The 13,311-nt window shown below is 66.3% G+C and carries 12 protein-coding genes; 3 read left to right on the forward strand and 9 right to left on the reverse strand.

The genetic code is table 11. The features are described 5' to 3' along the window. Positions 1-140: 140 nt before the first annotated feature. Genes GV001_RS14785 through GV001_RS14795 form a run of 3 tightly spaced genes read right to left on the reverse strand, consistent with a single transcriptional unit; the run spans position 141 to position 3,107 of the window. Positions 141-845: a copper resistance protein B gene (locus tag GV001_RS14785; protein ID WP_160081144.1), complete on the reverse strand. Its 705-nt coding sequence runs from the start codon at positions 843-845 to the stop codon at positions 141-143. Continuing rightward, the gene (locus GV001_RS14790; RefSeq protein WP_160081146.1) at positions 832-2,580 is read right to left on the reverse strand and encodes a copper resistance system multicopper oxidase; all 1,749 of its coding nucleotides are present in this window, start codon (positions 2,578-2,580) and stop codon (positions 832-834) included. The genes GV001_RS14785 and GV001_RS14790 overlap by 14 nt, the downstream gene beginning before the upstream one ends. Then, positions 2,577-3,107, reverse strand: coding sequence for a plastocyanin/azurin family copper-binding protein (locus GV001_RS14795; protein ID WP_160081148.1), 531 nt, complete (start codon positions 3,105-3,107; stop codon positions 2,577-2,579). The genes GV001_RS14790 and GV001_RS14795 overlap by 4 nt, the downstream gene beginning before the upstream one ends. A 147-nt stretch (positions 3,108-3,254) precedes the next feature. Here GV001_RS14795 and GV001_RS14800 point away from each other — a divergent pair, with 147 nt between their 5' ends. The 3 genes from GV001_RS14800 (at position 3,255) to GV001_RS14810 (ending at position 6,100) form a co-directional block, all read left to right on the forward strand. After that, positions 3,255-3,932, forward strand: coding sequence for a heavy metal response regulator transcription factor (locus tag GV001_RS14800; RefSeq protein WP_160081150.1), 678 nt, complete (start codon positions 3,255-3,257; stop codon positions 3,930-3,932). Continuing rightward, positions 3,932-5,266, forward strand: coding sequence for a heavy metal sensor histidine kinase (locus GV001_RS14805; RefSeq protein WP_160081152.1), 1,335 nt, complete (start codon positions 3,932-3,934; stop codon positions 5,264-5,266). Before GV001_RS14800 ends, GV001_RS14805 begins: the two co-directional genes overlap by 1 nt. Before the next feature lie 114 nt (positions 5,267-5,380). After that, positions 5,381-6,100, forward strand: coding sequence for a tRNA (adenine(22)-N(1))-methyltransferase TrmK (locus GV001_RS14810; RefSeq protein ID WP_306108816.1), 720 nt, complete (start codon positions 5,381-5,383; stop codon positions 6,098-6,100). Positions 6,101-6,433: 333 nt separating this feature from the next. Here the strand turns inward: GV001_RS14810 and GV001_RS14815 are convergent, their stop codons facing one another. The 6 genes from GV001_RS14815 to GV001_RS14840 all read right to left on the reverse strand — a co-directional run bounded on the left by GV001_RS14815 (position 6,434) and on the right by GV001_RS14840 (position 13,279). Next, positions 6,434-8,089 (reverse strand): amidohydrolase, encoded by a 1,656-nt coding sequence (locus GV001_RS14815; protein WP_160081154.1) that lies wholly within the window; start codon positions 8,087-8,089, stop codon positions 6,434-6,436. Between the two features lie 106 nt (positions 8,090-8,195). Next, complete coding sequence (locus GV001_RS14820; RefSeq protein WP_160081156.1) at positions 8,196-9,320, reverse strand: agmatine/peptidylarginine deiminase; 1,125 nt, start codon at positions 9,318-9,320, stop codon at positions 8,196-8,198. Positions 9,321-9,401: 81 nt separating this feature from the next. Then, positions 9,402-10,133, reverse strand: coding sequence for a TorF family putative porin (locus GV001_RS14825; RefSeq protein ID WP_160081158.1), 732 nt, complete (start codon positions 10,131-10,133; stop codon positions 9,402-9,404). A gap of 83 nt (positions 10,134-10,216) precedes the next feature. Beyond that, positions 10,217-11,311 carry an extracellular solute-binding protein gene (locus GV001_RS14830; protein ID WP_160081160.1) on the reverse strand — a complete coding sequence of 365 codons (1,095 nt, stop codon included), beginning with the start codon at positions 11,309-11,311 and terminating at the stop codon, positions 10,217-10,219. 2 nt (positions 11,312-11,313) lie between these two features. Further along, the gene (gene aguB / locus GV001_RS14835) at positions 11,314-12,222 is read right to left on the reverse strand and encodes an N-carbamoylputrescine amidase (RefSeq protein WP_160081162.1); all 909 of its coding nucleotides are present in this window, start codon (positions 12,220-12,222) and stop codon (positions 11,314-11,316) included. A gap of 4 nt (positions 12,223-12,226) precedes the next feature. After that, complete coding sequence (locus tag GV001_RS14840) at positions 12,227-13,279, reverse strand: agmatine/peptidylarginine deiminase (protein ID WP_160081164.1); 1,053 nt, start codon at positions 13,277-13,279, stop codon at positions 12,227-12,229. Positions 13,280-13,311 lie beyond the last annotated feature (32 nt).

Here is a 13,311-nt window from a genome sequence, read left to right on the forward strand (position 1 = left end):
AAAACGGCGGGCATTATACGCCCAAGGGCCGGAGCTGCATTTCAATCGGAGCATCGGTGGGCAGGCAAACTGTAGGGTGCGCCGCGCGCACCAAGCAGACCGTGCAGGGCCATGGTATGCACGGCGCACCGCGACAGCCATTACAACCAGAACTTCAACCCCAGCATCCAGGCGCCCTCCTCGTCATGCTCGCCTTCGTCGCGCAGCCAGTCGCCGCTGCGGCCGTAGGTCTTCTCCCAGACATAGCCGACATAGGGCGAGAACTGCGGGTTGACCCGGTAATTCAGGCGCAATCCGGCCTCCAGGGTGCTGCCGCCGGCGCCGATGCCCAGGTCGCGGTCGTCGGCCAGGGCCAGGTCGTATTCCAGCTTGGGCTCCAGCACCCAGCGCTGGGTCAGCAGCAGCTCGTACTCGGCCTCGACGCGCAGCGACGGGTCGCCGCGTTCGCTGACGAACAGGTTGGCGTCCAGCTCGATCCACTGCGGCGCCAGGCCTTTCACACCGAGCACCGCATAGCTGCGGGTTGGCCCCGGCTGGTCGTCATGACGCACGCCGGCCTGCCAGTCGAAGAACTCGCTGACCATGCGCCGATACAGCAGCTGGGTCTCGCTGGACTCGGTCGGGCCGCCGTCGGCGCGCTCACCACTGCTTTTCAGCACCGCCTTGTGCAGGTCGTTGCCGTAGGTGGCCTCCAGCTCCCAGGCCAGCGCCTGATCGTCGCCATCGAAGCGCTGTTCCAGGTGGTCCACGGCCAGCTTGGCCACCGGCATGGCGTCCATATGCGGCTCCATGGCCAGTGCCGGGGTGGCCAGCAGCAGTGCCGGCAACAGATTAATGGTGCGCATGTTCGCTCTCCTTGGCCGCCGGTTGTTCGCTGTAGAACGGCTGGGTAGTGCCGTCGGCCGCCTCGACCACGACCTTGCGGAACATGCCGCTGCCCATGTGGTAGATCAGATGGCAGTGGAAGGCCCACTCGCCCATGGCGTCGGCCGGCACGTCCACTTCCAGGGTCTGCCCCGGCGCCACGTTGACCACGTGCTTGAGCGGGTTGAACTGGCCGTTGCCCTTGTCCAGCTGCATCCACATGCCGTGCAGGTGCATGGGGTGGTTCATCATGGTCTGGTTGACGAAGCGAAAACGCACCCGCTCGCCGTACTTGAGGCGGATCGGCTCGGCCTCGGAGTATTTCACCCCGTTGAACGACCAGAAGTAGCGCTCCATGTTGCCGGTCAGCTGCAGCTCGATGGTGCGGTCCGGCGCCCGGTAGCCGGCAGCCGGGCGCATGGCCTTGAGGTCGCCGTAGACCAGCACCCGCCCACCATCCACCGGTTCGGGCGCGATGCCGCTGCCGGCGGCGTAGTCCGGGTTGTTCGCCTGGGCCATGGCCGCGTGATTCATCGCGCCATGGTCCATGCCGGCCATCTGCGAGTGGTCCATCCCGGCCATCGCCGAGTGATCCATGCCCGCCATCTGGGAATGGTCCATGCCGGCCATGCTCGAATGATCCATACCGGCCATATCGCCATGATCCATCCCCGCGTGGGCCATGCCCATGTCGGCCATGCTCAGCAGGCGCGGCGCCCGCAGCTCGGGCACCTCACCCTGCATGCCGGCCCGCGGCGCCAGGGTGGCGCGGGCATAGCCGCGGCGGTCCATGGATTCGGCGAACAGGGTGTAGGCCTTATCCTCCTTGGGCTGGACGATCACGTCGTAGGTTTCCGCCACGGCGATGCGCAACTGCTCGACAGTCACCGGCTGCACATCATTGCCGTCGGCCTGCACCACGGTCATGGCCAGGCCGGGAATGCGCAGATCGAAATAGCTCATGCCCGAACCGTTGATGATGCGCAGGCGCACCCGTTCGCCCGGCTTGAACAGCGCGGTCCAGTTCTGCTCGGCATCGCGCCCGTTGACCAGGAAACGGAAGCCGCTGACATCGGCGATGTCAGTCTTGGCCATGCGCATGTTGCCCCAGTCCCAGCGGTCCTTGAGCGCCGCGCTCCAGCCATCGCGCTTGGCGTCGCGCAGCAGGTCGCCGAGGGTCGGCTGCTGGTCGTTGTAGTAGTCGGCCTGCTTCTTCAGGTTGGCCAGGGTGCGCTCCGGCTTCTCGTCCTGCCAGTCGAACAGCAGCACCGTGTATTCGCGGTCGTAGCGGTACGGCTCGCGGCCCTTGGGCTCGATGATCAGCGGCCCGTAGATGCCTTCCTGTTCCTGGAAGTCGGCATGGGCGTGATACCAGTAGGTGCCGGACTGGTTGACCGTGAAGCGGTAGGTGAAGGTCTCGCCCGGCTGGATGCCGGGAAAGCTGATGCCCGGCACGCCGTCCTGGGTATAGGGCAGCAGGATGCCGTGCCAGTGCAGCGCGCTCATGCGATCCAGGCGGTTGGTGACGGCGATTTCCACCGCCTCACCTTCCTGGAAGCGCAGTTCCGGCGCCGGGCTCTGGCCATTGACGGTCAGCGCCGGACGCACGCCGTCGCTGAAACGCACCTGGCCCTCGTCGATCACCAGCTCGTAGCGAGCGGCCTGGGCAGCCAGGCTCAGGCCCAGTAGCCCGGCAGCCAGTAGCAGACGCTTCACGGCTGTACCTCGACGTTACCGACCATGCCCGCCTGGTAGTGGCCGGGGATATTGCAGGCGAATTCCAGGCCGCCGCTCCGGCTGAAGGTCCAGGTCAGCTCGGCGCTCTGGCCCGGTTCGAGCATCACCGTATTGGGGTCGTCGTGGGTCATCTTGCCGTGCTGCATGCCGCTCATGTCGTGCTGGCTATGGTCCATCTTGCCCATGTCGCTGGACATGCCGGTCGGGGTGAGCATGCCCATCTGCTGCATCATCAGCATGTGCTTCTGGTGCTCGGCATGCATGACCGCATCGCCCAGGCTGAACTCGTGCAACAGCGCGCCGTCGTTCTTCAGCACGAAACGCACGGTCTCGCCGGCCTTGACCTGCACGCTGCCCGGCTCGTAGTACATATCGCCTAGGGTGATCGTGACGGTACGGTCGGCCTCGGCCGCCTTGCCCGGCTCACCGAAACTGAAGTGGCCCGGAGCGGCCAGGACCGGCAGGCTGAAGGCGCAGAGCAGCGGCAGAAGGAAACGTGCGGACATGAGTGAGGCTCCATGGATGGAAGATGGCCCACTCTAGACGCCGGCAACTGGCGCTAAGCTGACACGAAGATTACAACTTTGTCAGCTTTACCCATTGCCGCCCTCGCCTGGCGTATAAAGCCGGCATCCACCCCGCACGAGCCCCCGATGAAACTGCTGATAGTCGAAGACGAACCCAAGACCGGCCAGTACCTGCGCCAAGGACTGGCCGAGGCCGGTTTCAGTGTCGAACTGGCCACCGACGGCAGCAGCGGCGAACTGCTGGCGCTGTCCGACGAGCATGACCTGCTGATCCTCGACGTGATGCTGCCGGGCCGCGACGGCTGGCAGATCCTGCGCAGCGTGCGCGGCGCTGGCCTGGACACCCCGGTGCTGTTCCTCACCGCCCGCGACGCCGTGGAAGACCGCGTGCGCGGCCTGGAGGCCGGCGCCGACGATTACCTGGTCAAGCCCTTCGCCTTCACCGAGCTGCTGGCCCGTGTGCGTACGCTGCTGCGGCGCAGCAACGGCGTGGCGCAGGACAGCCAACTGCAACTGGCCGACCTGACCCTCGACCTGCTGCGCCGCCGCGCCGAACGCGCCGGTCGGCGCATCGAGCTGACCGCCAAAGAGTTCGCCCTGCTCGAACTGCTGCTGCGCCGCCAGGGCGAGGTGCTGCCCAAGTCGCTGATCGCCTCGCAGGTGTGGGACATGAATTTCGACAGCGACACCAATGTCATCGAGGTGGCCATCCGCCGCCTGCGCGCCAAGGTCGACGACGGCTTCGCCCAGCCGCTGATCCACACCGTGCGCGGCATGGGCTACGTGCTGGAGGCGCGCAACTGATGTCCCTCGCCAATCGCCTGGCCCTGCTGTTCGCCGCCTGCGCCGCGGCGGTGGCGCTGATTGCCGGCAGCCTGTTCAGCCAGGCCAGCGCCCTGCACTTCGTCGAACTGGACCGGCAACTGCTGCAAGGCAAACTGGCCGTATTCGCCGATATTCTTCGTGAGGCCGACGACCCCGACGCCCTGGCCAGCCGCCGCGCCGCCATACAGCTGGAGCTGCAACGCCATCCGGAGCTTGCCCTGCGCATCGACGGGCGCGATGGCCAGGTATGGCTGGCCAGCCTGGCGTCACTCGCCGAGCTGCCGGCTTCCAGCCAGGCGCTGCAGCGCTGGAGCAGCGGCGCCAGCGACTACCGGGTACTGCAGCAGCGCCTGGACAACGGCCTGCGCCTGAGCCTGCTGCTGGACATCACCCACCACCAGCACTTCCTGCAGCAGATGCAACGCCTGATCTGGCTCTGCGTCGGCCTCTCGGCCCTGGCCACCGCCCTGCTCGGCGCCTGGGTGGCACGCCGCGGCCTGCGCCCGCTGCGCAATATGACGGCGGTGGCGCAGCAGGTTTCCGCCAGCTCGCTGACCACCCGCCTGCCGACCCAGGCCCTGCCCGCCGAACTGGGCGAACTGGCGCAGGCCTTCAACGCCATGCTGGCGCGCCTGGAAGATGCCTTCGCCCGCCTCTCGGCCTTCTCCGCCGATATCGCCCACGAGCTGCGCACGCCGCTGTCCAACCTGCTGACCCAGACCCAGGTGATCCTCAGCCAGCCACGGGCGCTGGAGGACTACCAGGAAGCGCTGCACTCCAACCTGGAGGAACTGCAGCACCTGGCGCAGATGGTCGGCGACATGCTGCTGCTGGCCAAGGCCGAGCATGGCCTGCTGCAGACTCGCCGGGAAAGCCTGGAACTGGGCGCCGAGCTGGCCGCCCTGGCCGAGTATTTCACCCCGCTGGCCGAGGAGGCCGGGGTTACCCTGCGAGTCGCCGGCCAGGCCGCGTTCAACGCCGATCGCGGCCTGCTGCGCCGGGCCCTGAGCAACCTGATCGACAACGCCCTGCGCTTCACCCCCAGCGGCGGCGAGCTGCGCCTGAACACGGCAAGCTCGGGCGCCACCGTACGCATCGAAGTGGCCAACCAGGGCCCGGAGATTCCCGCCGCATTGCGCGAGCGCCTGTTCGACCGCTTCTACCGCGCCGACCCGGCCCGCCGCGAAGGCAATGCCGAGCACGCCGGCCTCGGCCTGGCCATCACCCGCTCCATCGTCCGCGCCCATGGCGGCGAGATCCGCTGCGAGTCGGCCGGGGGCTGGACGCGCTTTGTCCTGGAGTTTCCCACCTAGCAGGCCGAACCCTGGCACTGGTCGCTGGGATTTGCCAGGCACGCTGTTGCTCGACAAAATCGCCCGCCGTTCCGGCCCAACGTGCCGGACGACCGTGGTGAAAAGAGGCAGCAGTTGAACGAACAGAAATTATCCGAGCGCCTGGAGCGCGTGGCCGCGCATGTGCCGGCCGGTGCGCGGCTGGCCGATATCGGCTCGGATCACGCCTACCTGCTCGTCGCCTTGATGAAGCGCGGCCTGATCGAGACGGCGGTGGCTGGCGAGGTGGCGTTGACACCATTTAACGCGGCGCAACGCACCGTGCGCGGAAATGGCCTGAGCCAGCGCATCAGCGTACGCCTGGCCAATGGCCTGGCTGCGATCGAGCCAGCAGACGGGATCACGGCGATCAGCCTCTGCGGCATGGGCGGCGAGACGATCCGCGACATTCTCGACCGCGACAAGGCACGCCTGAGCGGCAAGGAGCGCCTGATCCTGCAGCCCAACGGCGGCGAGCAGCCCCTGCGCCACTGGCTGATGGAAAATGGCTACCGCATCCTCGGCGAGGAAGTGCTGCGGGAAAACCGCTTCAACTACGAAATCATCGTCGCCGAACGCAGCGGGCCGGTGCTGTACACCGCCCAGGAACTGTATTTCGGCCCCCTGCAGTTGCAGGCACGCAGCCCGGCCTTTCTGGTCAAGTGGCAGCGCCTGTTACGGTTGAAGCAGCGCACCCTGAGCCACTTCACCCAAGCGCGACAGGCCGTGCCCGAGGAGAAGGTACAAGAGCTCACACAACAGGTCGGGTGGATCAGCGAACTGTTTGCTCAAGAAGGCGAGGCGCTGAAGGGCTGATGCCCGGTGCGCTTCCGATATAGGGGCGCGCAGCGCACCGGTAGCACAGCCTGAACGAACATTCTCTAAACGACTCAAAGCGCTCGGTTGCGACAGGCAGAAAGCGGCCGATTCTGTTGAAAAAGTCCCGTCGCGATCTTTCTCCATGAAAGACCGTTAGCGACGTTGGAATCTGATTCACTCAGAAGACGGAGCTGTCCTGGTTTTAACGTAGCAACGCCGAAATCGGGCGATTTCTGAGCCTCCGAAAAGCAGCTCTCTCAGAAAGCGACTTTTTCAACAGAATCGGCCAGAAGCGGCCCTTCCACAGTATCGAGGCTAATCTAGCTCCGCTCAGAACCCCGGCGCGCGATACACCTCTTCGCCACCGAGCAGGGTCCACAGCACCTTGGCCTGGCCGATCTGCTCAGGCGGCAGCTTGAAGATGTCGTGGTCCAGCACCAACAGGTCGGCCTGCTTGCCCACCTCCAGCGAACCGGTGCGCTGTTCCTGACGCAAGGTGTAGGCAGCGTCCAGGGTGTAGGCGCGGATCGCCGCTTCCAGGTTCGGCAGGCCGCGTGAGCCGAGGCCCAGGGCGTTCTGCATGATGCCCAGCGGCGACAGCGGGTTCACATCCCAGTCGGAACTCAGGGTGACCCGCGCGCCGCTGTCATACAGCGCGCGCATCGGCAGCATCTGATAGGCGCGCTGGCCGATCAGCGGCTGGTTGTCCTTGAGGAAGGACGGGGTGAAGTACGGGCTGGGCTGGAAGTCGGCGATCACCCCCAGTTGGCGGAAGCGCGGGATATCCGCCTGATCGACCAGCTCGACGTGGGTCAGGCGATGACGACCACGGCCGGCCTGCTCGATGGCGTCCAGCGCATCGCGCACCGCCTGGTCGCCGATGGTGTGGATATGCAGGTCGAAGCCGCTCGCCGCCAGCTCACGGGCATAGCGCGCCAGGCGCTTGGGACCGAAGTAGTACAGACCGCGCGGATCGACGCCGGCCAGGCTGTGCTGGTAGGGCTGACGCAGGCGCGCGGTGGTGTTGTGCACGATGCCATCGACATACAGCTTGATCTGGGTGATGTGCAGCAGATCGTCTTCATCGCCCGGCTGGTACAGCGCCTTGAGCTGGGCCAACTGCTCGCCATCGTCCAGCTGCGGATAGGCCCACAGGCCCAGGCTGGTGCGCGCCTTGAGGCGGTCCTCGCGCGCCACCTTCTGCCAGGCCTCCAGGTGGCCACGGCGCCAGAACACCCTAGCGTCGGCCACCGAGGTGATGCCGTTGCGCGCCAGCTCGTCCTGGCCGTCCAGCACCGCCTGGTAATAGACCTGCTGCAGCGCCTTCGAAGGCGGCAGGGCCTTGTCCATCACCAGGTCGCCGGCGTTGTCGAGTACCACACCGGTGGCACGGCCCTGCGGGTCACGCAGGATCACGCCGCCCTCGGGATCATCGCGCTCACCGTCGAAGCCGGCCAGCTGCAGCGCCTTGCTGTTGAGCCAGTAGGAGTGCGAGGTCTCTTCCATCATGGCGATGGGCAGGTCCGGCGCGATCTCGTCGAGCAGCGCGCGCGGGCTTTCGCCACTGTCGAGCAGGGTGTGCAGGCTGAAGCCGCTACCCAGCAGCCACTCGCCCTTGGCCTGCTCGGCGCACCCGGCGATCTCGTCCAGCCAATGCTCCAGCGTGCCGTCCGACTCCAGCGGGCAATCGCCCTGGGCCTCGGACGAGGCGTCCAGCACATGCGCGTGGCTGTCCTGGAAGCCGGGCAGCACCAGGCGGCCGCCGAGGTCGACGAACTCGGTGTCGTCGTCGGCGTATTCCTCGACTTCGGCCTGGCTGCCGACGGCGAGTATCTCGCCCTCCTCGTCCATGGCCAGGGCTTCGGCCCAGGGCTGGTCGGCGTTCACCGTGTAGATGCGGGCGTTGTGCAGCACCAGGCTGGCGGCCTCCTCGGCCTGGGCTAGCGGCGCCAGCAGTGCCGCGCAGAGCGGCAGGCAGCGGAACATGGAGCGATCCTCAAGTAAAAAAGCCATGCCTGGCCGGGCGGCGAGGCATGGCGAAATGAGGGGGTTGGTCGTTCCCCTCGATGGGAGCAGGTCAGGAAAGGCTAGATCACAGGCGCGGCATGTTCTTGGTCACGCAGTGAATGCCGCCACCGCCGGCGGCGATCGGGTCGATGTTGACCTGGACGATGACGCGGCCCGGGTAGAGCTGGGTGAGCAGGTCCTTGCAGTACTTGTCCGCCGCCGTGTCGCCGAACTGCGGGGCGATCACCGCGCCGTTGATCGGCAGGTAGTTGATATAGCCCGGGGCGAAGTCCGGGTTGTTCTGGGTGTAGACGTTGCTGCGCTTCTTCAGGGGTGGCGGCAGGGTATGCACCACCAGCTTGCGGCCATCGGCATCGGTGGCGTTCTGCAGGATCTGCAGGTGGGTGCGGGTCACCGCGTAGTCGTAGGACTTGGGGTCGTTGTCCAGGTTGGCGATGACCACGCCCGGCTTGACGAAGCGCGCGTAGAAGTCGACGTGGGCGTCGGTGATGTCCTTGCCCTTGATGCCGGGCAGCCAGATGATCTTGCGCAGGCCCAGGTTGGCCTTCAGCTCGGCCTCGATCTGCGCCTTGCTCATGCCCGGATTGCGGTTGCTGTTGACCCAGCAGCTCTCGGTCATGATGGCCGTGCTGTGGCCGTCCACCTCGATACCGCCGCCCTCGCCCACCAGCTGGCTGGCGATGTAGCTGGCGTCCAGCTCGTAGCTCAGGGTGTCGGCGACCAGGGTGTCGTTGCTGGAACGCTGCTTGCCGCCCCAGCCGTTGAAGTTGAAGTCGACCAGGCCGCGGCCGCCCTGGCCGTCGACCACGAAGCAGCCGCCGTAGTCACGCACCCACACGTCATCCAGCGGCATGGTGAGGAACTTGATATTGCTGGTGCCGCACTTCTGCTTGGCCTGGATCAGCTGGTTGGCGCAGCACAGCACGGTCACCGGCTGGTACTTGGCGATGGTCTTGGCCAGCAGGGCGATGCAGTCGTTGACCGGGGTGGCCCAGTCTTCCCAGATCGCCGTGGAGGCGGCGAAGGCGAGGATCACCCGCTCCTGCGGGGCGTGCTCGTCGGGCATGTACCAGCTGTTGCCGAGCGCCGCCCGTGCTCGCGGCGCGCTCACACCCAGGCCGAGGGTGGCGACGGCGCCGAGGCTGGCGGCCATCGTCAGGTGCTTCATGAAATCGCGACGGGTAGACATGCGGTGTCCTTCCTCTCGTTGATGGGGATTTTGCGCGCCATCACTGGCGGACTGCTCCTGTGTCGATGGACGGGCGGCACCTCAAAAACCCTTGTTGGCGCCCAGCACCAGGGTCGCCGAGCAGACGTCGTCGAAGCCCATGTAGTTGGCGCACTCGTTGTCCGAGAGATCGGTGTCGACGTAGCTGACCGACCAGTTCAGGCCGAACAGTTCCTTGCTCAGCTTGAGCTGCCATTCGCGATAGCTGTCACGGGTGTCGCCGCTGCCATCGAGCAGCAGCGGGTCCTTGAGGTCGACGTTGCCGTAGCGCAGGTCCAGGGCTACCTCGGCCGGCAGCAGGGTCTCGTAGCCGACATAGCTGTACAGGTAACTCTGGTCGCCGCCGAGATTGTCCGAGTAGTAGGCGCCGAGCTTGGCGCCGTAGGCGGTGAGCTGGCTGAAGTACTCGCCGTAGTTGAGCGCGCTCTGCCGCGGGTATTCGTACTGGAAGTAGGCGGTGTCGAGGTTGATGTCGTCGCTGATCTGCCAGTTGTAGCCGGCGTAGTAGTCGATCTCCTGACGCGTCTTGCTGCCCAGGCCGAAGTCGACGTTGGAGCTCCACACCCCGGCGTACAGGCCGCTGCTGTGGCTCAAGGTCGCCGAGCCCTGCAGCGCCGGGTCGTTCTGCGTCTGCGAGATGCCGCGGGTGCGGTAGTCGCTGTAGACGCCAGCATCCAGATACAGAGCGAAGTCTTCATTCAGCTCGATGGCCTGGCTCAGTCCCCAGGGGGCGAGCAGGACGATGGCCAGGGCGGCCTTGGACGGGTACTGCATGGTGAGGCTCCTTTCTTGTTGTTCTGTGGGCATGGCTTCGCCGTGCCGCGCCCTATGGCGCGGCGGTGGTTAGCGCTGGAGGCTTAGTGGGCGGTGGTCTTGAAAGTGGTCCAGGCACGCATGCGCGCACGCATGGAGCGCTGCGGAATGTCCTTGCCAGGAATCAGCCGCGCGTAGGTGGCCTCATCGGCGTAGATGTCCGGGTTGTTGCGCATATCGGCATCCACCATTGGCCGGGCCTTGGCGCTGGAGGTCGGGTAGCCGGTGAAGTTGCTGATCGCCGCCATGTTCTGCGGGCGCATGACGAAGTTGATGAAGGCGTAGGCGTATTCCGGGTGCCTGGCGTCCACCGGGATGGCCATGGTGTCCATCCACACCGTGGTGCCCTCGCGCGGGATGTGGAAGCGGAAGTCCGCCGCCTTGCCGGCACCGCTGGCGGCGCGCTGGGCCTGGGTGAAGTCGCCGCTGTAGCCGAGTGACAGGCACAGGTTGCCGTTGACCAGGTCGGTGACCGGCTGCGACTGGAACTTGCGGATATAGGGCTTGATCGACAACAGCAGCTCGGTGGCGGCCTTCAGATCGGCCGGCTCGGCACTGCGTGGCGTACGCCCAAGGTAGTTGAGCACCACGGCCATGACCTCGTCAGGCGAGTCGATCATGGAGATACCGCAGTCAGCGAACTTGGCCGCGTTCTCCGGCTTGAACAGCAGGTCTAGGCTGTTCACCGGCGCATCGCCCATGCGCTTGCCGACCATCTCGGCGTTGTAGGTAATGCCGATGCTGCCCCAGGTGTAGGGCACGGTGGCGTGGCGCGAGTAGGGATACTTGGTCTGCAGGTTGCGCAGGCCCGGCTCGATGTCGGCCAGGTGCTGCAGCTTGTCCGGATCGAGCTTCTGTAGCGCGCCGGCACGCATCAGGCGCTCGGCCACGGTGTCGCCGGGGAAGATCAGGTCGTAGCCGCTGTTGCCGGCCATCATCTTGGCTTCCAGCGTCTCGCTGCCGTCCATGACGTCGTAGATCACCTTGATGCCGGTCTCCTTGGTGAAGTTGGCGAGAGTGTCCTCGGCGAAGTAGTCGGCCCAGTTGTACAGGCGCAGGGTCTTCTCCTCTACGGCGGCCGAGGCCTGGGCGCAACACAGCGCCAGGGCGGCGAACAGCAGGCTTTTCTTGTGGCTCATGGTCAGGCTCCGCGATGGTTCCAGTGGCTATGCAGGTGGCGGCCATCCAGGCCCAGCAGCGCTCCGTACATCTCCGGGCGACGGTCGCGGTAGATGCCCCAGGTCAGGCGCTCCTCGCGCATGGCGGCGAGGTCCAGCTCGCGCACCAGCACGCCGCTGGTGTCGCGGTCGGCCTCGGCGAGCAGCTTGCCCTTGTGGTCGGTGATGAAGGACGAGCCGTAGAAGCTCATCTGCAGGCCCGGATCGGTGGTCGCCACCTCGCGGCCAACGCGGTTGGCGGCGATCACCGGGACTATGTTGGCGGCGGCGTGGCCGCGCTGGGTCAGTTGCCAGTGATCGCGCGAATCCAGCGCTGCGGCGCCAGGCTCGGAACCGATGGCGGTAGGGTAGAGCAGCACTTCGGCGCCCTGCAGGGCCAGGCAGCGTGCGGTCTCGGGGAACCACTGGTCCCAGCAGATGCCGACGCCGATGCGGCCGACGGCGGTGTCCCAGACGCGGAAGCCGGTATCGCCGGGGCTGAAGTACTCCTTCTCCTGGTAGCCGATGGCGTTGGGGATATGGGTCTTGCGATAGACGCCGAGCAGGCGGCCGTCGGCATCGGCCACGGCCAGGGAATTGAAGTAGGCGTTGCCGGCCTTCTCGAACCAGCTCAGCGGCAGGACCACACCCAGCTCGCCGGCCAGCGCGGCGAAGCGCTTGAGCAGCGGGCTGGCGCTGTACTCCTCGGCCAGCGCCAGGTGCTTGTGGTGCTGCTCGATGCAGAAGTACGGGGTGGCGAACAGCTCCTGCAACAGGATCAGCCGCGCGCCACAGGCGGCGGCGTCACGCACCAGCTGTTCGGCGCGGTCGAGGTTCTGCTTGAGGTCCCAGCTGCAGGCGAACTGGGTGGTGGCGACGGTCAGTCTGCTCATGACCTCACCCCTTCAGCGGCCAGCGCGGCTGCTGCTGGGTGATGCAGTGCACGCCGCCACCACCGTGGGCCAGCTGGTTGATCCGTACTGGCACCACCTCGCGGCCAGGGAAGGCCATGCGCAGGGTGTCTGCGGCCACCTGGTCGGCGGCGATGCCGTAGGCCGGCATGATGATGGCGCCGTTGCAGATGTAGAAGTTGGTGTAGGAGGCGCAGAACACCTCGGCCTCGGTGTCCACCGCATCGCTGGCCTCGTACAGCTCGAGCATCTCGAACTGGCGGCCCTTGGCGTCGATGGCCAGCTCCAGGGCGCGACGGTTCTCGCGCGCCACCTCGGCGTACACCGAACCGTGGTCATGGGTGGCGTCCACCAGCAGCGCGCCGGGCTTGGCGAAGGCGCACACGCCATCGACGTGGCCGTCGGTCATGTCGCCGGTGACGTACTTGGGATCGCCTGGCAGCCAGATGGTCTTCTTCACGCCGAGCAGGCGGGCGAAGATCTCTTCCATCTCGGCCTTGCTCATGCCCGGGTTGCGGTTGGGGTTGAGCAGCACCGACTCGGTGGTGATCAGCGTGCCCTCGCCGTCCACATGGATGGCGCCGCCTTCGTTGGACAGCGGCGTGCCGAAGCACTCCAGGCCCAGGCCGTTGAGAATGCGCCGCGCCAGGCCCTCATCGAGGCTGTGCTCGGACTTGCCGCCCCAGGCGTTGAAGCGCCAACTGACGCCGGCCAGGCCCAGCTGCGGATGGCAGACGAAGCTCGGCCCGGAGTCGCGGCACCAGCTGTCGTCCACCGCCAGCTCGATCAGCTCGACACCCGCGCCGCACAGTTCGCGAGCGCGGAACGCCGCCGACGGGTCGACCACCATCTTCACCGGCTCGAAGCGGGCGATGGCGTTGGCGACGCGAGCGAAGTCGACCTGCACCTCCTCCAGGGTCACGCCCCAGCCGGACTCCCACAGTGGCTGATTGTGCGGCCAGACCATCCAGGTGGCGGCGTGCGGGGCCCATTCGGCGGGCATGAACCAAGCGTTCGAAGCGACTGCGTTCTGTTGCATACAAGTGCCTTTCAGTTAAGTCTTTGTTATCA

The organism is Pseudomonas sp. 8AS (assembly GCF_902506505.1).
In the GTDB taxonomy this organism is placed as follows: Bacteria; Pseudomonadota; Gammaproteobacteria; order Pseudomonadales; family Pseudomonadaceae; genus Aquipseudomonas.

Bases quoted from the DNA above. Each gene is read 5' to 3' on its own strand.
- GV001_RS14815 (WP_160081154.1), bottom strand. From the start codon at position 8,089: ATGTTCCGCTGCCTGCCGCTCTGCGCGGCACTGCTGGCGCCGCTAGCC.
- GV001_RS14840 (WP_160081164.1), bottom strand. From the start codon at position 13,279: ATGCAACAGAACGCAGTCGCTTCGAACGCTTGGTTCATGCCCGCCGAA.
- GV001_RS14800 (WP_160081150.1), top strand. From the start codon at position 3,255: ATGAAACTGCTGATAGTCGAAGACGAACCCAAGACCGGCCAGTACCTG.
- GV001_RS14795 (WP_160081148.1), bottom strand. From the start codon at position 3,107: ATGTCCGCACGTTTCCTTCTGCCGCTGCTCTGCGCCTTCAGCCTGCCG.
- GV001_RS14820 (WP_160081156.1), bottom strand. From the start codon at position 9,320: ATGTCTACCCGTCGCGATTTCATGAAGCACCTGACGATGGCCGCCAGC.
- GV001_RS14825 (WP_160081158.1), bottom strand. From the start codon at position 10,133: ATGCAGTACCCGTCCAAGGCCGCCCTGGCCATCGTCCTGCTCGCCCCC.
- aguB (WP_160081162.1), bottom strand. From the start codon at position 12,222: ATGAGCAGACTGACCGTCGCCACCACCCAGTTCGCCTGCAGCTGGGAC.
- GV001_RS14830 (WP_160081160.1), bottom strand. From the start codon at position 11,311: ATGAGCCACAAGAAAAGCCTGCTGTTCGCCGCCCTGGCGCTGTGTTGC.
- GV001_RS14785 (WP_160081144.1), bottom strand. From the start codon at position 845: ATGCGCACCATTAATCTGTTGCCGGCACTGCTGCTGGCCACCCCGGCA.
- GV001_RS14805 (WP_160081152.1), top strand. From the start codon at position 3,932: ATGTCCCTCGCCAATCGCCTGGCCCTGCTGTTCGCCGCCTGCGCCGCG.